The 20930-nt window shown below is 67.2% G+C and carries 17 protein-coding genes; 13 read left to right on the forward strand and 4 right to left on the reverse strand.

The window, feature by feature from the left end:
- Window positions 1-25: 25 nt before the first annotated feature.
- The 3 genes from LJ656_RS06655 (at window position 26) to LJ656_RS06665 (ending at window position 2645) form a co-directional block, all read left to right on the forward strand.
- A complete protein-coding gene (locus LJ656_RS06655) occupies window positions 26-1888 on the forward strand; it encodes an HAD family hydrolase (RefSeq protein WP_230508479.1) in 1863 nt (620 codons plus the stop codon).
- Between the two features lie 139 nt (window positions 1889-2027).
- Window positions 2028-2312: a hypothetical protein gene (locus LJ656_RS06660; protein ID WP_230508480.1), complete on the forward strand. Its 285-nt coding sequence runs from the start codon at window positions 2028-2030 to the stop codon at window positions 2310-2312.
- 102 nt (window positions 2313-2414) lie between these two features.
- Window positions 2415-2645 carry a hypothetical protein gene (locus tag LJ656_RS06665; RefSeq protein ID WP_230508481.1) on the forward strand — a complete coding sequence of 77 codons (231 nt, stop codon included), beginning with the start codon at window positions 2415-2417 and terminating at the stop codon, window positions 2643-2645.
- Window positions 2646-2727: 82 nt separating this feature from the next.
- Here LJ656_RS06665 and LJ656_RS06670 read toward each other — a convergent pair whose 3' ends face one another.
- A complete protein-coding gene (locus LJ656_RS06670) occupies window positions 2728-3339 on the reverse strand; it encodes a hemerythrin domain-containing protein (protein ID WP_230508482.1) in 612 nt (203 codons plus the stop codon).
- 438 nt (window positions 3340-3777) lie between these two features.
- Window positions 3778-4662 (reverse strand): manganese catalase family protein, encoded by an 885-nt coding sequence (locus LJ656_RS06675; RefSeq protein WP_230508483.1) that lies wholly within the window; start codon window positions 4660-4662, stop codon window positions 3778-3780.
- 561 nt (window positions 4663-5223) lie between these two features.
- On the opposite strand from LJ656_RS06675, the gene LJ656_RS06680 reads away from it, so the two are divergent.
- Window positions 5224-5412, forward strand: a complete 189-nt coding sequence (locus tag LJ656_RS06680) for a hypothetical protein (protein WP_230508484.1) — start codon at window positions 5224-5226, stop codon at window positions 5410-5412.
- A 180-nt stretch (window positions 5413-5592) separates the two neighbouring features.
- Window positions 5593-6507, forward strand: coding sequence for a formate/nitrite transporter family protein (locus LJ656_RS06685; RefSeq protein ID WP_230508485.1), 915 nt, complete (start codon window positions 5593-5595; stop codon window positions 6505-6507).
- A gap of 72 nt (window positions 6508-6579) precedes the next feature.
- Here LJ656_RS06685 and LJ656_RS06690 read toward each other — a convergent pair whose 3' ends face one another.
- Window positions 6580-8355, reverse strand: coding sequence for a RecQ family ATP-dependent DNA helicase (locus tag LJ656_RS06690; protein ID WP_230508486.1), 1776 nt, complete (start codon window positions 8353-8355; stop codon window positions 6580-6582).
- Between the two features lie 225 nt (window positions 8356-8580).
- Between LJ656_RS06690 and LJ656_RS06695 the strand changes: the two genes are divergently transcribed.
- Window positions 8581-10881 carry an FdhF/YdeP family oxidoreductase gene (locus tag LJ656_RS06695; RefSeq protein ID WP_230508487.1) on the forward strand — a complete coding sequence of 767 codons (2301 nt, stop codon included), beginning with the start codon at window positions 8581-8583 and terminating at the stop codon, window positions 10879-10881.
- 49 nt (window positions 10882-10930) lie between these two features.
- Here LJ656_RS06695 and LJ656_RS06700 read toward each other — a convergent pair whose 3' ends face one another.
- Window positions 10931-11227: a hypothetical protein gene (locus LJ656_RS06700; protein ID WP_230508488.1), complete on the reverse strand. Its 297-nt coding sequence runs from the start codon at window positions 11225-11227 to the stop codon at window positions 10931-10933.
- 312 nt (window positions 11228-11539) lie between these two features.
- On the opposite strand from LJ656_RS06700, the gene LJ656_RS06705 reads away from it, so the two are divergent.
- The 7 genes from LJ656_RS06705 (at window position 11540) to LJ656_RS06735 (ending at window position 20628) form a co-directional block, all read left to right on the forward strand.
- Window positions 11540-12748 carry a zinc-dependent alcohol dehydrogenase gene (locus tag LJ656_RS06705; protein WP_230508489.1) on the forward strand — a complete coding sequence of 403 codons (1209 nt, stop codon included), beginning with the start codon at window positions 11540-11542 and terminating at the stop codon, window positions 12746-12748.
- A 154-nt stretch (window positions 12749-12902) separates the two neighbouring features.
- Window positions 12903-14015: a cytochrome c oxidase subunit II gene (locus tag LJ656_RS06710; protein ID WP_230508490.1), complete on the forward strand. Its 1113-nt coding sequence runs from the start codon at window positions 12903-12905 to the stop codon at window positions 14013-14015.
- Window positions 14012-16771: a cytochrome c oxidase subunit I gene (gene ctaD / locus LJ656_RS06715; protein ID WP_230508491.1), complete on the forward strand. Its 2760-nt coding sequence runs from the start codon at window positions 14012-14014 to the stop codon at window positions 16769-16771. The genes LJ656_RS06710 and ctaD overlap by 4 nt, the downstream gene beginning before the upstream one ends.
- Window positions 16772-16787: 16 nt before the next feature.
- Complete coding sequence (locus tag LJ656_RS06720) at window positions 16788-17117, forward strand: hypothetical protein (protein WP_230508492.1); 330 nt, start codon at window positions 16788-16790, stop codon at window positions 17115-17117.
- Window positions 17093-18136, forward strand: a complete 1044-nt coding sequence (locus LJ656_RS06725; RefSeq protein WP_230508493.1) for a cytochrome c oxidase assembly protein — start codon at window positions 17093-17095, stop codon at window positions 18134-18136. Before LJ656_RS06720 ends, LJ656_RS06725 begins: the two co-directional genes overlap by 25 nt.
- Before the next feature lie 17 nt (window positions 18137-18153).
- Complete coding sequence (locus LJ656_RS06730) at window positions 18154-19491, forward strand: c-type cytochrome (protein ID WP_230508494.1); 1338 nt, start codon at window positions 18154-18156, stop codon at window positions 19489-19491.
- 192 nt (window positions 19492-19683) lie between these two features.
- Window positions 19684-20628, forward strand: coding sequence for a dihydrodipicolinate synthase family protein (locus tag LJ656_RS06735; RefSeq protein ID WP_230508858.1), 945 nt, complete (start codon window positions 19684-19686; stop codon window positions 20626-20628).
- Window positions 20629-20930: the final 302 nt, after the last annotated feature.

Genomic DNA, 20930 nt, shown 5'->3' on the forward strand with positions numbered 1-20930 from the left:
GCAACCCCAACGCGAAGGATCCGCCATGCGCTTTTTCGCCCTCGCGACCGATTACGACAACACGCTCGCAACCGACGGCCAGGTCGCCGAGTCGACCTGGGCGGCGCTCGAACGGCTGCGCGCGTCCGGCCGTCACGCGATTCTGGTGAGCGGCCGCGAACTCGACGACCTGCTCACCATCTGCCCGCGGCTCGAACTGTTTTCGCGTGTGGTCGCGGAAAACGGCGGCGTGCTGTATTGCCCGGACGACGGTTCGCGGCGGCTACTCGCGCCGGCGCCGCCCGAGAGTTTCGTCGCCGAATTGCGGCGCCGCGCGCCGCGTGCGTACAGCATCAGCGAGACGCTGGTCGCGACCGTGAAGCCGCATGAGCATGTCGCGCTCGACGTGATTCGCGACCTCGGCCTCGAACTACAGATCGTCTTTAACGGCGACGCGGTGATGATCGTCGCGCCGGGCGTGTCGAAGGCGAGCGGGCTCGGCGCGGCGCTCGCCGATCTCGAACTGTCGGCGCTGAACGTGGTGGGGATCGGCGACGCCGAGAACGATCACGCGCTGCTGCGCGCGTGCGGGGTCGCGGTCGCGGTCGCGAACGCGCTGCCGGAGCTGAAGAAGCACGCCGACTACGTCACGCATGCGGCGGCGGGCGCGGGTGTCGCGGAACTGGTCGACGCGCTGCTCGCCGACGATCTGCGCAGCGTGGCCGACGCGTCGCCGCGCAACCGCGTGCTGCTCGGCACGCGGCGCGATGCGCACGCGCCGGCGACCGGCGCAGCCGCAACCAGCATCGCCGCCGCCGGCGAAGCAAAGGAGCCCGAACTAGCGTGGCTGCCCACGTACGGCACGGTCGCGTTGCTGGTCGGCTCGTCCGGTTGCGGCAAGTCGACCGCGACCGCCGGGCTGCTGGAGCGGCTCGGCGCGGCGGGCTGTCAGCTGTGCATCGTCGATCCCGAGGGCGACTACGGCAGCGACGACGACACGATTGCGATCGGCGATGCGCGCAGCGCGCCGTCGCTTGAGGAAGCGGTTCAACTGCTCACCCGTCCTGGCCGGGCGGCGGTCGCGGTCAATCTGCTGCGCGTGCCGGCGTCCGACCGGCCGGCGTTCTGCGCGAACCTGCTGCTGCAGGTGCAGCGTCTGCGTACCCGTACCGGGCGCCCGCATTGGCTGGTGTTCGAAGAGGCGCACCATCTGTTCCCGGCGGTGTGGGCGGGCGCCAACCAGGCGCTGCCTGACGTGCTCGAAACCGCACTCGTCGTCACGGTCACACCCGAACAGCTTGCACCCGCGCTGTTGCGCCAGGTCGGCACCGTGCTCGCGATGGGCGAGGACGCCGGCGCGGCGTTGCAGCGCTTCGCGGCGGCGAGCGGTCAGGCGCCGCCACCGTCGAGCGGGAATGACCCGCCGCTCGCGAAGGGCGACGCATTGTGGTGGCGGGTCGGCGCCGCCGAGCCACCGCAACTCGTACGGCTCGAACCGGGGCGCAAGGAAAAGCGCCGGCATCGCCGCAAATACGCGGAGGGACTGCTGATTCCCGAGCGCAGTTTCTATTTTCGCGGCGAGCACAACGCGCTGAATCTGCGCGCGCACAACCTCGTGCTGTTCATCGAAATCGCCGAAGGAGTGGACCCGGATACGTGGCAATTCCATCGACGACGCGGCGACTACTCGCGCTGGTTCGAACAGGAAATCGGCGATGCGGAACTCGCCGCCGACGCGCGCACGATCGAGCAGGACGATTCGCTCGATGCCGCTGAGAGCCTCGCGCGGATCCGCGCCGCGATTCACGAGCGCTATACGCAGCCGGAAAATCCGTCGCTGCCCGCCGTGCTGACAGGCGCGCCGGACGAGCCGCAGTCGCAAGCGCCGCCGCTCGATTCGGCGGAGTGAAATCCGCAGCGAAATTCACAGTGAAATCCGCAGTGCTCGCCGCGCATCGGAACAGCGCGAACAACGCAGCGACCAGGCACACGCAATGCGCAACCGATGCCAAAAGCCGGCCACCGATGCAGCCGGCAAGGAGACGACGATGCGTGTACAAACAATCGAAATGGCCGACTACCTGTTGACGTCGACCGTCATCAGAGATTCTGAGGGCGCGTTCCAGTGGGTCGTGCTGGTGTCGGAGCGCTGCGGCGAGCGTCGCGCGCTGTTCGAACGGCGCGGTAGCTGCGGGCGGATGTCGTGGGGCGACGCGCTCGACCTTGCGGCTCAGGCCGCGCACAGCGTCGCGTTGGAACTGGCCAGCATGCGCGTCCTGCCGGCGGCCAGGTCCACGCCAGCCAACCAGAGTCCAGGCAGAGTCAGCCGCTAAAGCGCGAACCCGTCGGACGGCAAACCATTGTGATCCCCGGGCACGCCGCCTGCTAACCCCTGCGCTGGACTCGCAAAAAACAAATCGACCATGGGGCGCGACATGTTTCATCACAAGCTGGAAAACGAACTCCGGCACCTGGAGAAGGTGCTGCCGCACGCCGGCCACGGCCCGTTCCCGCATGCTTACTGGCGCGATCGCATCGCTGCGCTCACCGGCGTCGAGTCCAATGCGCTCTACCGCTCGCGCGTCGCGCGCCTGGAAGAATTGCTCGCCGCCATGGAAAAAAAGGCACGCTCGCGCTCGGCGATACCGCGCGAGCGAGCCGCATAAGCGGGCACTTCGCGGCGCCGCCGGCCGCGGGAGCGGCCGGGGCCTTTCGGCGTGAAGCAGAGCGTACGCAAGCGCACGCGGTTCAATCGTCAGCCCGCTCGTCCCAGCGCCGCGAGCGCGCCGCGCGGCGCGACCTCGGCAGACACTGGCGCAACGCGAGCAGCAGCGTCGAGCCGATCAGCAGCGTCGCGATCGGAAACGTGCCGGCAGTAGTGAGCGCGATTTCCTTCGGTCGCTCGCCGAGCAATTGCAGCCGGCGCCGCGTCATCTGTGCGCCGAGCGCCTGCAGCTCGCTCTGCAGCACGCGCTCCGCGTCGGGCAGCAGGATCGTTTCCTCGTCCGCGACGTGGTGCACGACCTCGCGTATCAACTGATGAAAGAGTCCGTCGTACGCGGCGTTCTCAGGGCCCATCGCGCGCAACTTCGCGATCGTCGCGCGCATTTCGTCGTGTTCGGGACGGCTTTTCGCGAGCGTCTCGTCGTGGCCGAGCGCGCGGTCCAACGCCGGATAGAAAATTTCCTCCTCCAGTTGAGCGTGAATTTCGAGCGCGGCGCACACGCCGTTGACGATCGCGCGTTTGCGCCACCACGGCGTCGACGCGTGGTAACGATGAGACGCGGCCAGCACGTGCATATGATCCAGGCGGATCATTGCGGTGATCGACGGCGATGCCGATGAGACGTTCTCGGGCATGGCGGTTCTCCTTGAAAGCGGCTGCGCGCGCCGACCGTGGCGGTCGCGCGTCGCGCGTTCGCGCGCGGCTGTCCCGCATTCGGCATGCCCGGCGGATGCCGGCGGGGGGGCCGGCTGCATCCCGCCAGATCGCGCGGCGGTCCACGCGCGGGCGATCGGCACCCGCCGCGATGCACGGGCGCCGCCAGTGGCTTCGCAGGAGCGCGCTGAACCTGGCGGACAGAAGTAGGCCGGCGCCGAGGCGCCGGCCTACGCATCGCGAAGCGCGAACCCGCCGCGCGTGCCGAGCTAAAAAGTAAAAAGCGTTCGGCGACCCGCATGTGTCGCGCGCCGTCCAATTACCGCTTGGCTTCGTCGCGCTACGGCGCGGCGCGACCGAGGAACCGCGTGCCCGTCTCCGGCAGCTGTTCGACCAGCCACTTCGCCATCTCCAGGCGACTACTCGACGTCGTTGCTCGGCGGGATCGTGCTGCCCAGCTCGGCGCCGGTGGTCGGATCGCTCGACGGGTCGGAGCGCAAGCGCGTGGCCATCGCGGTGAGCGCGGTTTCCTGCTGCGCTTCGAGGCCGACCGACGCGCTGCCGTCGCCGCCGTCCACCGCCGGTTCGCCCGTCGCGATCGTCAGGCCGGTGCCGCTGTTCCACGGCGCATTGACCACCGCGCCGTCGTGCGACATCTTGTAGTAGACGTTCGCGAATTGCTCCCGCGGCGGCAGCTTGCCCGGCGGGAAGTTCGGCGAGATCGCATACAGCGCCTTCTCGAACGACTTCTGATGCGCGACTTCGCGAGTCATCAGGAAGCCGAGCGCTTCGCGCACGCCGGCGTCGTCGGTAACGTTGATCAGCCTTTCGTAGACGATCTTCGCGCGCGCTTCTGCGGCGATGTTCGAGCGCAGGTCCGCGGTCGGCTCGCCGATCGTATCGATGTACGCGGCCGTCCATGGCACGCCGCCCGAGTTGGTCAACGGCGGCCCGCCGCCGTACAACACCTGGGTCACGTGACTGTCGTTGCCGGCGCCGTTGAGCTTGCGATACAACTCCGCCTGCTGCTCGACCGCTTCGGCGAGTTCACCTTTCGCACCGCGGTTGAGCATCGCGACGATCGAGCCGATGATTTCCAGATGACTCAGTTCTTCGGTCGCGATATCGAACAGCATGTCCTTGCGGCCCGGATCCTCTTCCGCCACCGCCTGCGTGAAGTAGCGCATCGCGGCTGCCAGTTCGCCTTGCGGTCCGCCGAACTGTTCGAGCATCAGGTTCGCGAGACCGGGATTGGTCGTGCCGACGCGAACCGTGTACTGCAGCCGTTTGTTGTGCATGAACATATTTGACCTCCATTGACGTTAAGTGCTGTGGGTCGTGCCTCCGCCGTGCCACGCATGCGGAGCGCCGCTCGCCTTGACCGGCGCATCGGCGATTGCGCATGAGCCGTTCCCGCCAGCGCTCGAACTGCGCCGCGCATGCGCGGGCCAGCGGCGCAATGCGCGTCGCCCCGGCACGGATCGCGTGGCGACAGGGTTGTCCGCCCGGCGCGCGTTGTGACAACTCGCTTCGATTCGAATGGGCAAGAGCTGCGCGTAGGCGAAAAACGCGGCGAGCCGTGAGTAAAAAAACATGGGGCCGTGCGCCGGCATACATTCGCTCGATGCGGGCGCGTGCAGATCGGCCGCGGCCACACCGCGGGCGCATGCGGCGTTGGCCTGCCTCCAATCGTGAGCGCAGTGCCGGATGAAAGCGTGTGCCCCCGGCTAGGCACTCGCCATGCTGAGCGACGTATGCCCGCAGCCATCACGCGCTGGGGACGCGTTAGCGCGATTCGCGCGGCACGCGGGTCAGCGCTGCCGCCGCGCGCCGTTAGCGATCCATCCACACCGAAGGAGCGAATCATGGCGACCCAGCCACAGCCTACCCAGCCTCAAACGGACAACGGCGACCAAAGCGATGCAGGTAACGAGCAAACGTTCGAGACCGACATCTCCGAAACCGGCGACGACGGCACCAGCGTGCGTCAGGCCGAAGTGAAGGAGAACGATCTGTCCGAGGTCAAGCCGGAACAGGAGAAGGGCGGCGAGTGACGCCGCGAACGAGGTGCCGAAGACGGGCCGGCGCATGCGCCGGCCTTTTTTGGCGCGAAGCGGCCTGACGAACCCAGCGCCGGTCAGGAGCGCCAGGCATATAAGCCGTTCGCGCGCTGCCGCGACGTGAACGGGCACGGCGCCTGCGTACTGCTCGCGCACACTGCGAGGAGTCATGCCATGACGAACGGAGCCCATCCCGCCACCGATACCGATCGCGACACCGCCACCGATACCGACATCGACGTCGAAGACGCGCAGGCCGCCGGACAGGCGTCGCCGCACCTGGACGACAAGGAGCGCGATCAGGCGTCCCAGCACAGTTCGCCGCGCGCGCTGGTCATTCACGAGATCATCCGCGAGGAAGGGGAGATGGCGCTCGGGCGCGCGCCGCTCGCGCTGCTGTGGTCCGCGCTGGCCGCGGGGCTCTCGATGGGCTTCTCGTTTCTCACCGAGGCGGTGCTGGAGAGCAAGTCGTCTTCCGTACACGACGGGGTGTCGTTGACGGGCGCCGCCGGGTATTGCGTCGGCTTCATCATCGTCGTGCTGGGGCGTCAGCAACTTTTTACCGAGAGCACGCTGACCGTGCTGTTGCCGGTGCTGACGCGGCGCAGCCTCGGGGTCGCGGGCACCGCGCTGCGGCTGTGGCTGATCGTGCTCGCGGCCAACATCGCCGGCACCTGGTGCTTCGCGGCCATCCTCACGCTGCCGACCACGTTCGCGCACAGGTTCGCACCGGTGCTCGATCATCTCGCGCAAGCGCCGTATGAATCGGAGTTCTTTTCGACGATGATCAAAGCCGTGCTCGCCGGCTGGCTGATCGCGTTGATGGTGTGGCTGCTGCCTAGCGCGAAATCGGCCGCAGTCCTGATCGTCGCGCTGATCACCTATGTGGTCGCGGTGTGCGACCTCTCGCATATCGTGGCCGGTTCCGTCGAGGCGGCTTATGCGGTGCTGCGCGGACACGCGTCGCTGCACGACTACTTCGGGCGCTTCTTTGCGCCGACGCTGCTCGGCAACGTGGTTGGCGGCGTTGCGCTGGTCGGGCTGCTCAATCACGCGTCGATCGCACCGGAGATGACCGGCCGCGATTGATGCGCGCGAGGGCGTGCGCGGCGCGCGCGGCGGGCGCGAACGGCGCCGGCCCGCTGCCCGCCGGCGCGTCGCTTACGCGATCTCGGCCTTGACGAAGCGCGCCATGAAGGTGCGCGTGCTGCCGTCCGGAAACAGTACCGCGACCTGCTCGTCGGTGGCGAATACCACGTGGCCACTGCCGTATTTGCGCACCCGCACCGCGTCGCCCCGGCCAAAGCGCGCTTTTTTTGCCGGCTGGCGCGGCGGCGCTTTGACGGCGGGCTGCGCGCGTTGCGCTTCGAGCGTCGCCTCGACCGGGTTCAGACAGTTATCGCAGGTGCCGCAGCGTTCGAAGCCGTCGGCGTCGTCGAAGTATTCGAGCAGCACGCGCCATCGGCAGCCGCCGGTTTGCGCGTAGTCGATCATCTGCTGGAGCGCGTCGCGGTCGCGGCTCGCGAGCTGTGCATAGCGCTCGACAGCCGCGTCGATCGCCTCGTCGCGGCTGTCGTCGAGCTGGCCCGCACGCGCGCCGCCCGCGTCGCGCAGCCGGTAGCGTTGCTGCCGGTCCCGCGCGACGTGGCGGGTGTCGGTCAGCATCTTCAGCGCGACCGCGAGCTTGTTGCGGCCCACCTCGGTGACCGCGTCGAGCAACTCGCGCGCGGACATGCCGGCGCCCGCGCCGGGCGTGCGGGCATGCTGCGCGAGCGCGTCGCAGATCCGGCGCAGCAGCGCCGCGTCCGGATAGCGGCTCAGCGCGAGAAACTGCTGCACGCGCCGGTCGTTCAGATCGAACAGCAGCTCGCAGCGCGCGGCCTCGCCGTCGCGTCCGGCGCGGCCGGTTTCCTGGTAGTACGCATCGAGGCTGCCCGGCATCTGAGAGTGAACGACGAAACGGAGATCGGGAATATCGACCCCCATGCCGAACGCGTTGGTCGCGATCATCACGCGCAGCTCGCCGGCCACGAAGCGCTCCTGTACGTCGTGCCGTTCGCGCGCGGGCAGGCGGCCGTGATAGCAGGCCACCGCCGCGTCCCACTCGCGCACGCTCGCCGCCAGTTGCTCGGCTTCGCGCACGGTCGCGGTATAGACGATGCCGCGGCCGCGTTCGCGCGCGAGCACCTCGCGCAATGCCGCCGCCTTTGCTTCGCGGGCGCGCGTCGATGCGCGTTGCCGGCCGCCCGCCACCGAGACCTGGGTGACGCGGTAGTGCAGATTGTCGCGATAGACGCCGGTATTGACGATGCGCGGCTCCTTGAGCCCGAGCGAGCGGACGATGTCGGCACAGATGTCGGGCGTCGCGGTCGCGGTCAGCGCGAGCACCGGCGGCCTGCCGAGCGCCTGCACCGCATCGACGATCCGCAGGAACGCCGGGCGGAAGTCGTGGCCCCACTGCGACACGCAGTGCGCCTCGTCGACGACGACGAGTTCGATACGCGTGTCGTCACGCTCGCGCAGCGTGTCGATCAATTCGGCGCGGCTCAGTTGTTCGGGCGTGACGAACAGGATCCCGCTGCGGGCGCTGCGCAGCGCGTCGTAGGTGTCGCGCAGTTCCGCGGCCGGGAGCGTGCTGTTGATCCGCAGCGCGTCGATGCCCGCGTTGCGCAGCGTGTCGAACTGGTCTTTCATCAGCGCGATCAACGGCGACACGACCAGCGTCCAGCCGTCCAGATGCAGCGCCGGTAGCTGATAGCACAGCGATTTGCCGGCGCCGGTCGGCATTACCGCGAGCGTGTCGCGCCGTTCGAGCACGCTGCGGATGATCTGCTGCTGGCCGGGCCGTAGCCGGGTAATGCCGAATACGTCGCGCAGCGTTTTACGCATCGCATTGAGGCGGGCGGCCGGGGCACGCGGGGGCGGGGTGTCGGTCATCGGATCGAAGAGCTAAGCGCGTGTTGTGGGCGGTGACGGGCGCGAGTGAGGCGGGTTGCGGCCGGTTGCGGCCGGGGGCGGCGACTATCCGGCCCAGCGGCGCAGCAACGACCGTACCTGTTGCGCCTGATGATTCGCGGCGCGCCCGGTACAGGGCGAGTCGCTTGCGGGAACGTCGCATGCTGCTATCTCATGCTGTGATATTTCCGGGAGACGGGTGGGATCATGAGCAAAGAGACAAAGAGCGACGCATATCCGTATGCGTCGGGCGGATGGGGTTCGCTCAAAGCGGTTACGTCGATCCTGCTGCAGGAGAAAGTGCCGCTCGCGAACAGCCAGGTGCTGATGCAGCAGAACAAGCCGGACGGCTTCATGTGCGTCAGCTGTTCGTGGGCCAAACCGGCCGATCCGCACACTTTCGAGTTTTGTGAAAGCGGCGCGAAAGCGACCGCGTGGGACCTTACCGCGAAACGCGTGACCCCGGATTTCTTCGACGTGCATACGGTCAGCGAGCTGTCGAAATGGCACGACCACGATCTGGAGGAAGCGGGGCGCCTGACCGAACCCATGCGTTACGATCCGGCCACCGACCGCTATGTGCCGATTCCCTGGGAGCAGGCGTTCGACGAGATCGGCGCGCAACTGCGCGGGTTCGATCCGGCCAGTGTGGTGTTTTACAGTTCCGGGCGCGCGTCGCTGGAGACGTCCTACATGCTGCAACTATTCGCGCGCATGTACGGCAACAACAACCTGGCGGACAGCTCGAACATGTGCCATGAGAGCACCAGTGTCGGCTTGAAGGAGGCGATCGGCGTCGGCGTCGGCACGGTCGGTCTGGACGACTACGACAAGACCGATCTGATGTTCTTCTTCGGCCAGAACGTCGGCACCAACAGCCCGCGGATGCTGCATCACCTGCAGGACGCGCGCAAACGCGGCGTGCCGATCATCACGTTCAATCCGTTGCGCGAGCCGGGCCTGCTGCACTTCGCGAACCCGCAGTCGCCGGCCGACATGCTGACGCCGCGCGATACGCAGATCAGTACTCAGTATCACCAGGTAAAAACCGGCGGCGACACCGCGGCGATCCTCGGCATCTGCAAGCTGGTGATCAAGGCGGACGATCGCGCGCTGGGCGCGGGCGCGCCGCGCGTGCTGGACATCGATTTCATCCGCGAGCATACGAGCGGCTACGAGACCTTCGCGCAGTTCGCGCGCGACGCGAAGTGGGACGATATCGAACGGATCAGCGGCCTGTCGCGTGATGCGCTGCAGGCGGCCGCCGACGAGTACATGAAGGCCAGCGCGGTAATCGTCAACTACGGAATGGGGCTGACCCAGCACCGGATGGGCGTGCAGAACGTGCGGATGGTGGTCAACCTGTTGCTGCTGCGCGGCAATATCGGCAAACCCGGCGCCGGGCCGTCGCCGATTCGCGGTCACTCGAACGTGCAGGGCCAGCGCACCGTCGGCATTACCGAAAAGCCCGAACTCGCGCCGCTCGATCAGTTGGCCGAACAATTTTCGTTCGAGCCGCCGCGCGAGAAAGGAATGAATACCGTCGAGGCGTTCGGGGCGGTGGTGGCCGGCAAGCTGAACGCGATCGTGAACCTCGGCGGCAACCTGGTGCGTTCGGTGCCCGACCGTTACCGGATCGAACCCGCGTGGTCGGCGCTGCCGCTGACGGTGAACGTGGCGACCAAGCTCAATCGCAGCCATCTGCTGCCGGGCAAGCGCTCATATCTGCTGCCGTGCCTGAGCCGCATCGAGATCGACCGGCAGGCGAGCGGTGCGCAGGTCGTGTCGATGGAAGACAGCACCGCGCGTTTTCACGGCTCGCGCGGCGTGGTCGACGCCGCGGGGCCGACCATTCGCTCGGAACCGTTCATCGTCGCCGGCATCGCGAAGGCGACCCTCGGCGAACGCTCGAGCGTCGACTGGGACGCGTGGCGCGACGACTATGCGCTGGTGCGCATCGAAATGGGCAAGACGTGGCCGGAGATGTTCGAGGACTTCGAGACCCGCATGTGGACGCCCGGCGGCGTGGTACGGCCGCTGCCCGCGCGCGAGCGCAAGTGGAAGACCAAAAGCGGCAAGGCCGAATTCATGGTGCCCGAGGCGCTTGGCGAAGACCCCGACATGCCCGAACGGGAGCCCGGTTCGCTGCGCCTGATGACGCTGCGCAGCGACAGCCAGTTCAATACGACGATCTACAACCTGGACGACCGCTTCCGCGGCGTAAAGGGTTCGCGGATGGTCGTGCTGATGAACCCCGCCGACATGGAAAAACGCGGGCTCGCGAAGGGCGACCGGATCGGTCTCGAAACGATCGCCGACGACGGTGTGGAGCGGCGCGTGGACGGCTTCAGCGTGGTGCCGTTCGACGTGCCCGAAGGCTGCATCGGCGGCTATTACCCGGAGTGCAATCCGCTTCTGCCGTTGTGGCACTACGCGAAAGAAAGCAAGGTGCCGGGCGCGAAGTCGATTCCGGTGCGCGTCGCAGCGGGCGCTGGTGGCTCGACGTGAACTTCTAGGCGTCGGCAAAAAAATGCCGGGTCGCGCGACCCGGCCGCGGCTATTCGCGAGCTTGCCCGTGCGCAGCGCCGACACGCTGTCTTCGTGAAGGCGTCGAAAGCATCGAGTCGATGAACGTGTGCGCGCGATTTTCTCCGTATTTGAACGCTTCCTGCTCCGTCAGAAAATCGAACTGCTCGGGAAAGCTCGCGAGGTGGCGGGGCGGATTGCCCGGCAATGTCACCGTCCACGACACGCGGTAGCGGCGATATTTGCCGCCAAGCCAGTGTGATCGGGACATCGACACGTGCACTTCGATGTGGCAACCGCGATACGGCGAATAGTCCTGAGTCGACATGTGTTCCTCCCGCAACTCCATAGGCTGTCAAAGCGCCTCAAGGGCCGGCTCCCCTGGACTCGTAAGCGCCGTGGCAGCGTTATCCCAGACGTTGCTGATGAATTCCCCCATCGATTCATTGTTATTCACGGCGCATTCAGCAACGAGTGTTCCCACGGTTCCGCCCGTTGAGCGGCTCGCTGTCGCGCGGGCTACTTAGGTAACCCAGGTATAGGCGATGCTCGCCTCGCAGGGAGCCGGCGCGCGGTTGATCCCTTGCACGCCGGCCGCGCTTCGACTCGATCAACACGGCAGCACGCATCGGAGGTTGATATGAAGGCAGTGGTTTTTCACGGCATCGGCGATATCCGGCTCGACAACGTGCCGGACCCAGGCTTGCAGCAGCCGACCGATGCGCTGGTGCGGCTCACGTCGAGCGCGATCTGCGGCACCGATTTGCACATGGTGCGCGGCACGCTCGGCGAGATGGAGCCCGGTACGATCCTCGGCCACGAGGGTCTGGGCATCGTCGAGGAACTGGGCGCCGCGGTGCGCAATCTGCGCCGGGGCGACCGGGTGCTGATCCCGTCGACGATCTCGTGCGGCTTCTGCGCGTACTGCCGCGCCGGCTACACCGCGCAATGCGACACCGCGAATCCGCACGGACCGGCGGCCGGCACCGCGTTTTTCGGCGGTCCCAAATCGACCGGCCCGTTTCAGGGCTTGCAGGCGCAATTCGCGCGCACGCCGCTCGCGGCTGCGAGCCTGATTCGCCTGCCCGACGAGATCGACGACGATCGCGCGATCATGCTGTCGGACATTTTTCCCACCGGCTATTTCGGCGCGCAACTGGCCGGTATTCGCACCGGCGATACGGTCGCGGTGTTCGGCGCGGGACCGGTGGGCCAGTTCGCGATCGCGAGCGCGAAGCTGATGGGCGCGGGGCGGGTGCTGGTCGTCGACCGCATTCAGTCGCGGCTCGACATGGCGCGCACGCAAGGCGCCGAAGTGATCGACTTCGACCGCGAGGATCCGGTCGAGATGATCCTGCAATTGACCGGCGGCATCGGCGTGGATCGCGTGATCGATGCGGTCGGCGTCGATGCGGTGCGTGCGGAGCACGGCCCGGCTGCCGACAAGCAGAAGGACCTGCAGCCGGCATTCGATCAGGAGGTCGAACAGATCGTGCCGCAGGCAAAGCCCGACGGCGATAACTGGCGACCCGGCAGCGGCCCTTCGCAGGTGTTGTCGTGGGCGGTGAAGGCGGTCGCCAAGGCGGGCACGGTGGCGATCATCGGCGTATATCCGCCGACCGACCGGGTGTTCCCGATCGGCGAGGCGATGAACCGCAACCTCGTGCTGCGGATGGGCAACTGCAACCATCGCGCGATCACCCCGCGTCTGGTCGAACTGGTGCGCAACGGCTCGTTCGATCCGCTCGCGGTGCTCACGCAACGCGAACCGCTGACCGATGCGATCGCGGCGTATCGCGAGTTCGACAGACGCGAACCGGGCTGGGTCAAGGTCAAGCTCGAGCCTTGAGTGGATGCGCGATGCGACGCCGCGATGACGCTGCGGTTTGCGTTCGGCGGCGCGCCCCAGGCGTTTGCCGGAACGGCGCTTGCTCGGCTGTGCGCGAGAGCGCCTCGTTCGCGATTGCTCTCGACCGTCCACCTGCTGCGTTGCGTGATCGTCCATGTTGCCAAGCGCCGTCGTTCGAAGTTCCGCTGCCGCTACGCGCGGGTTCACGCGCCGCGCGTGGCGCTTCGCCGCGACGGGGCTGGCGGCACTCGCCGCCACGCAGCGTGCCACGCTCGCTTACGCGCAGCAGCCGCCGCAAGATGCGCTGCATCCGGCCGGCATCCAGGCCGCACACATTCTGCGGCTCTGGCACATCTCGTTGATCGTGTGCGGCGCGGTGTTCGCCGCGGTGTTGCTCGCGACGCTGATCGCGCTCGTGCGGCGGACCGAGCGGCGCGCCGATGCCGATCCGCCGTCCGCGCAACCGCTGGCGCGGCCACCCGAACACGGGCCGCAGCGCGCGGTGCTGGTTGCGAGTGTCGCGTCGGTCGTGCTGCTGCTCGGGCTGATCGTCGCCGACGTGCTGACCGATCGCGCGTTGTCGCGCCTTCCGGTCGACAACGCGTTGCACCTGCGCGTGACCGGCGAGCAGTGGTGGTGGAAAGTCGACTATCCGGGCGATGGACCGCAGCCGGGTTTTTCGACCGCCAATGAATTCCATGTGCCGGTCGGACGAGCGGTGATCATCGACCTGAAGGCCAGCGACGTGATCCACAGTTTCTGGATGCCGAACCTGCACGGCAAGAAGGACATGCTGCCGGGCCTCGATTCGACGATCGAATTTCGCGTCGACCAGGCGGGCCGCTATCGCGGCCAGTGCGCCGAGTATTGCGGTGCGCAGCACGCGTGGATGGCGATGTTCGTGACCGCCGACTCGCCCGCGCAGTTCGAGCAATGGCGCGCGCGGCAGGCAGCGCCCGCCGGCGTGTTATCCACTAACGAAGCCGACCCGCTCGCCGGGCGCGGCCAGCGTGTGTTCGAGCAGTCGAGTTGCGCGAACTGCCACACCGTGCGCGGCACCTCCGCGCAAGGCACGCTCGGGCCCGACCTCACGCATCTGATGAGCCGGCAAACGCTCGCCGCGGGCGTGCTGCCGAACACGCAACAGAATCTCGCGGCGTGGATCCGCGATCCCGAGGCGGTCAAGCCCGGCACGACGATGCCGCAGGTGCCGCTGTCCGCATCCGACCGGCAAGCGCTGGTCGCCTGGCTGGGGACGCTGCAATGAGCACACTCGAACGGCAAGCCTCGCTGCACGCCGATCTGAACATCAAGGACGGCGCCGACGCGTCCGCCGACACGCGCGCGCTGCTTGCGGACACATGGAGCGATCCACCGGGCGTGCTCGGCTGGTTTTCGGCGATCAACCATAAGACGATCGCACGACGCTTCATCGTCACGACCTTCGTGCTGTTCGTGCTCGCCGGTCTGCTCGCGATGGTGATGCGCACGCAGCTCGCGCGGCCGAACAATCACCTGGTCGGCCCCGACTTCTACGATCAGCTCTTCACGATGCACGGCACGACGATGATGTTCCTGTTCGCGGTGCCGGTGATGCAGGCGGTCGCCGGCTATCTGGTTCCGTTGATGATCGGCGCGCGCAGCGTCGCGTTTCCGCGCATGAACGCATACGCGTACTGGGTATTTCTGTTCGGCGGACTGACGCTGTATATCGCCTTCGCGCTCGGCGCCGGGCCGCGCTCCGGCTGGTTCAGCTACGTGCCGCTCGCCGGCCCCGACTACGCGACCGGCAAGGGCTCCGATATCTGGGCGCAGATGATTACGTTCACCGAACTATCGGCGCTGCTGGAAGCGATCGTGCTGATCACGACGATCCTGAAGATGCGCGCGCCCGGCATGTCGCTGAACCGGCTGCCCCTGTTCGTATGGGCGACGCTCGTCACGCAGTTCATGGTCCTGTTCGCGATGCCCGCGATCATGCTGGCGAGCACTGCGCTGATTCTGGACCGGCTCGTCAGCACGCAGTTTTACAACCCGTCGCTCGGCGGCGACGTGCTGTTGTGGCAACACCTGTTCTGGTTCTTCGGGCACCCGGAGGTGTACCTGATCTTTATTCCGGCGCTCGGCTTCATGTCGTCGATCATCGAGGCGTTTTCGCGCCGGCCGGTGGTCGGTTATCCGGCGATGGTGCTCGCGCTGATCGCGACCGCGTTTCTGGCGTTCGGGCTGTGGGTGCACCACATGTTCGCGACCACCGTGCCCGAGCTCGGCAAGAGCTTCTTCACCGCGGCGAGCGTGCTGATCGCGGTGCCGTCGGGCATCCAGATTTTCTGCTGGCTCGCGACGCTGCTCACCGGGCGCTTGAGGCTGCGGGTGCCGATGCTGTTCGTGCTGGCGTTCTTCTTTATCCTCGTGCTCGGCGGCATGACCGGCATCATGCTCGGCGCGGTGCCGCTCGACCTGCAGGTGCACGACACATACTTCGTCGTCGCGCATCTGCATTACGTGTTGATCGGCGGCGCGGTGTTTCCGCTGTTCGGCGCATTCTTCTACTGGTTTCCGAAGATGACCGGGCGCCTGCTCGACGAGCGGCTCGGGCGCTGGCAATTCTGGTTGTTCTTTATCGGCTTTAACGTCACGTTTTTGCCGATGCACTGGCTCGGTCTGCACGGCATGACGCGGCGCATCTGGACGTATCCGGACGGGCTCGGCTGGGGACCGGTCAATCTCGCGGCGACGCTCGGCGCGTACCTGATGGCCGTGAGCGTGCTGCTGTTCGTCGTCAACGTCGCGCGCAGCCGGCGGCGCGGCGCGGCCGCGCCCGCCGATCCGTGGGGCGCGGGCACGCTCGAATGGAGCATGCCGAGCCCGCCGCCGCCGCATAACTTCGATGTCCTGCCGATCGTGTATGGCCGTCATCCGCTGTGGGAGCCGCGGCAACAGCCCGCTTCGGTGTCGGGGCTGACGGCGGCCGCGCGCGAAGTGCTGACGACCAGCGCGCTCGATGCGGTCCCCGAGACGCGGCCGCTGTTTCCGCAACCGTCGATCTGGCCGTTCCTGAGCGCGCTCGCGACGACGGTGTTCTTTATCGGCTCGATCTATACGCCGACGGCGGTGTGGTGGGGCACGGTGCCGGTCGCCGTGGCGATGATCGTGTGGTTCTGGCCGACGCGGGCGAGTAACGCGGTCGCGCGGGCGCTGGAGCGCTGGCCGGCGGCGCGCGGTGGTGAGCGTGGCAGCGCGCGCCGTGGCGGGGGCGCCGGTGCGCTGCAGAGAGCGGCGGGTGCGGCGGGTGCGGCGCGTGCGGACCGCACAGCGGCGCCACCGGGATCAGCAAACCCAACATCCGCATCCGCGCCCGCCGAGGCCCAACTGCCGCGCATCCGGGCCGTCACGCCGCCGCAGCCGGACTCGAACGCGTCGAGCGCCTCCACGCTCGACGTGCGCGCTTTGCCGAGCTTCGAGTTTGGCCATCGCAGCCTGATGTGGTGGGCGACCGCGGGGCTGATGGTGATCGAAGGCACGGTGTTCGCGATGGCGGTCGGGATGTACTTCTACCTGCGCAGCGTCAATGTCGCCTGGCCGCTGAACGCGCCGCCGCCGGCGTTGCTGTGGGGCACGCTGAATACGCTGGTGTTGCTGCTGAGCCTGTGGCCGAACCAGCTCGCCAAGCGCGCGGCCGAGCGCGGCGACCGGCCCGGCGCATGTTTATGGCTTGCGGTCTGCCTCGTGTTCGCGCTGGCGTTTCTGGTGCTGCGCGGCTTCGAGTTCGCGGCGCTGAACGTGATGTGGTACGGCAATGCGTACGGCTCGATCGTGTGGCTGTTGCTCGGACTGCACACCACCCACCTCGTCACGGACACCATCGATACCGCGGTGCTCGCCGTGCTGCTCAAGACCGGACCGTACGAAAGCAAGCGGCTGCTCGACACCAGCGAAAACGCGATCTACTGGTACTTCGTCGTGCTGAGCTGGCTGCCGATCTATGCGGTGATCTACTTCGCGCCGCGTATGCATCTATGAGCGACGGGGGAGGCCCATGAATATCTGGCTGGGATTGCTGGCGGCGCCGACCGCCGTGCTCGCGACGCAGAGCATCGACTACGCGCTGATCCGGCTCGCGTGCGCGAGCGGCGCGCAGTGGCCGATGCATGCGGTCAGCGCGGCGGCTTTCGCGTTTTGCGCGTTCAGCGCGTGGCTCGCATACGGCCGCTGGTGCGCCGAACGCTCGCTCGGCGCGCCGGCGTATGCGCCGCTTATCGCGCGGCCGGGATTTTTTGCGCTGATGGCGATGATCGTCGGCGCATTGTCGGCGCTGATTCAACTGGCGATGTGGTTTCCGCAATGGCTGCTGCCCGCTTGCCGGTGATCCGGCGCTCTCGTGCCGCCGTGCGCGTGGCGGTAGCCGCCAGCGTGCTGGGCGGTGCGCTCGCTTGCCCAGGCGCGCTCGCGCATGGGCTGTCCGATAACGAACGTTCGGCGCCGGCGTTCGCGCAGTCGTTTGCCTGGAGCGTCGAGCCGTGGATCGTCGCGTTGCTCGCGTTGAGCGTCGCTGCGTATTCGATCGGCTATCTGCGCTTGCGCCGCCGTTCGCGCGGCCGCGGAGCGGCAAGCGGACCGGCAAATGGACCGTCAAGCGGACTGCGCAGTAGCGCGCGTAACCGGCAAATGCTCGCATTCATCGCAGGTTGCGGCACGCTGGCAATCGCGTTGCTGTCGCCGCTCGATACGCTGTCAGGCGCGCTGTTTTCCGCGCATATGGTGCAGCACGAAGCGCTGATGCTGATCGCCGCGCCATTGTGCGTGGCCGGCCGGCCGCTCGCGGTGTGGCTGTGGGCGCTGCCGCGGCGCGCGCGGCTGGCGCTAGGCGCGTTGGTGCGGGCGCGCGGCTTCGCGCGCGCATGGCGCTGGCTGAGCGCGCCGCTCGTCGCGTGGTTGTTGCACGCGGCCGCTCTGTGGGCGTGGCATGCGCCCGCGCTGTTCGAGGCCGCGCTCGCGCATCGGGGCGTCCATGCGTTGCAGCACGCGAGTTTTCTGCTCAGCGCGCTGCTGTTCTGGTGGACCGTGACGGGCGACGGCGCGCGTCGCGGCAACGGCGGTCACGCGATGCTGTCGCTGTTCACGACGATGGTCCACACCAGCGCGCTCGGCGCGCTGACCACACTGGCGCCGGGGCTCTGGTATCCGTCGTATGTCGAGTCTTGCAGTGCGTTGGGGATCGATCCGCTGCACGATCAGCAACTGGGCGGTCTGATCATGTGGGTGCCCGGCGCGCTCGCGTATCTGGCCGGCGCGCTGCTCGTCGCCGCGCGCTGGCTGAGCCGCGCGGAGCGCCGGCCGGCTTTCATGCGCGAGGCGGCAAGGGCGCAGCGGGAGGGCGCGCGATGAAACTATGGCGGTTCCACATGCGAGCAGCCAGGGTCCGCGGCGCAGTATGGGGTACATGCGGGGGTGCGTGCGCCGCGCTGCTCGCGCTCGCAGTCATAACCGGCTCGTCACAAGGACAGGGCACGCCGGCCCCGCGTTCCGCTGCCGGCGTCGATGCCGCCGAACTCGAACGCGGCGCCTACCTTGCGAAAGCCGCCGACTGCGCCGGCTGCCACACCGCGCCGCAAGGCGGCGCGCCGTACGCGGGCGGCCTCGGATTGGGATCGCCGTTCGGCACCATCATGTCGACCAACATCACGCCGGACCCGCGCTACGGAATCGGCCGCTACAGTTATCAGGACTTCGAACGGGCGCTGCGCGAGGGCGTCGCGCGCGGCGGCAAACGGCTCTATCCGGCGATGCCGTATGTGTCGTTTGCGAAGCTCAGCGACGAGGACGTGCATGCACTTTATGAATTCATTCTGCACGGCGTCGCGCCGGTCGCGAAACCGGCGCCGCCCTCCGACGTCGCATTTCCGTTCAATCAGCGCTGGGCGCTGCGCTTCTGGCAGATGGCGTTCGTGCCGTCGAAACCGTTCGTGCCGAATCCGCGCCGCGATCCGCTCTGGAATCACGGTGCGTATCTGGTGCAGGGCCCCGGACATTGCGGTGCCTGCCATACCCCGCGCGGGATGTTCTACCAGGAGCGCGGCACCGACGAGTCGTCGAGCGAGTATCTGGTGGGCGGCGTCAACGACCACTGGTTCGCGCCGAACCTGACCGGCGATCAGGGCTCGGGGCTCGGCCGGCTCACCGCCGCGGATATCGCCGGCTTTCTGCGAACCGGGCACGGCGCCGGCGTGATAGCGTACGGCAGCATGGTCGAGCAGATCGAGGACAGCTCGCAATATCTGACGCAGCAGGACGCCGCCGCGATCGCGCACTATCTGAAGTCGCTGCCCGCGCAACAACCGTCCGGCACCTACACGCGCGGCACCGATCCCGCGCGCTCGCCCGCCAACGGCAGCCGCGTGCCGGACTCGCTAAGTGTCGGTTTCAATGTCTACCGGTCGTTTTGCGCGAGCTGTCATCACGACGACGGACGCGGCGTGCCGAACGTATTCCCGGCGCTGGCTGGCAATCCGTCGGTGATTTCAGAGGACACCACGTCGCTGATCCGGCTGCTGGTCGAAGGCGGCAACAGCCCGGCGACGCTGTCGGGGCCGCCGCGGCAAAACATGCCCGGCTTCGCGACGACGCTCGCCGACGTGCAGATCGCCCAGGTGCTGACCTATATCCGCGGCGCGTGGGGCAACAACGCGCAATCGGTGACCGCGAACGACGTCGCGACGCTGCGCAAGGAATTACACAAGTAGCGACGCCATCGCCGGATGGCCGGCAGCGCGCGCGCATTTTCTTCCCATCGCCGTTCGCTGTGCGGAAATCGTCATTGGAACCGGCCCGCAGTGACAAGACGGCTACGCGACGGTTGGCTACGATTGTCGCCATCAACACTCTCGCGGCGACTGCCCCGCGGCTCCCATCATTCAGGACCCCAAGGAAACATCATGAGCAACAACATCTTCACCGGTACCATCCCGGCCCTCATGACACCCTGCACCGCAGAGCGCACGCCCGATTACGACGCGCTCGTCGCCAAGGGGCGCGAGCTGATCGATCTCGGCATGTCGGCTGTCGTTTACTGCGGTTCGATGGGCGACTGGCCGCTTCTGAGCGAAGCGCAGCGTCAGGAAGGTGTTGCGCGGCTGGTGGCCGCCGGCGTCCCGACCATCGTCGGCACGGGCGCGGTCAATTCGAAAGAAGCGGTTTCTCATGCTGCGCATGCAGCAAAGGTAGGCGCAAGCGGCTTGATGGTGATCCCGCGCGTGCTCTCGCGCGGCGCGTCGCCGGCCGCGCAGAAAGCGCACTTCGCCGCGATTCTGGAAGCGGCTCCGGCTCTGCCGGCTGTTATCTACAACAGCCCGTACTATGGTTTCGCCACGCGCGCCGATCTGTTCTTCGAGCTGCGCGCGAAGTACCCGAACCTGATCGGCTTCAAGGAGTTCGGCGGGGCCGCGGACATGCGCTATGCCGCCGAGCACATCACGAGCCAGGACGACAGCGTCACGCTGATGGCAGGCGTCGACACACAGGTGTTCCACGGCTTCGTCAATTGCGGTGCGACCGGTGCGATCACCGGCATCGGCAATGCGTTGCCGCGCGAAGTCCTTCATCTGGTCGACCTGTGCCGCAAGGCTGCGAAGGGCGACGTCACCGCGCGTCGTCAGGCGCGGGAACTGGAAGGCGCGCTCGCCGTGCTGTCATCGTTCGATGAAGGAACCGACCTGGTGCTTTACTACAAGTATCTGATGGTCCTTAACGGCGATCACGAATATTCGCTGCATTTCAACGAGACCGACGCGCTGAGCGAAGCGCAGCGCCGTTACGCGCAAACCCAGTATGAGTTGTTCCGCAACTGGTACGCCGGCTGGTCGAAGCAGGTGAATGCCTGAGGCGAGGGCATCTGCAAATACAGCATCGGAAAGCGCCCTGACGGGCGCTTTTTTTATTTGTCGAAAGTGAGAGAGAAACGCTGAACGGACAGCTGCGCTCGCTACCCGTGAGTACAGGGTCGAGCGCGCCGAAGACTATGCGGATTTCTGCTTTACCGCTGTCGATTTCCCTCAAGACTGCGCCATTGCCGGAATCTTATAGTGCTTGAGCCGACCGCCGCTGATACCCGAAAGCGGGAGGCAAGTGCCCACCAGGCCAGCAAGGACACGGGCACCGCAGAGTCCACCATCGAGGAGCACGA

This window comes from Paraburkholderia sejongensis (genome assembly GCF_020880815.1).
GTDB classification, from domain to species: Bacteria; Pseudomonadota; Gammaproteobacteria; order Burkholderiales; family Burkholderiaceae; genus Paraburkholderia; species Paraburkholderia sejongensis.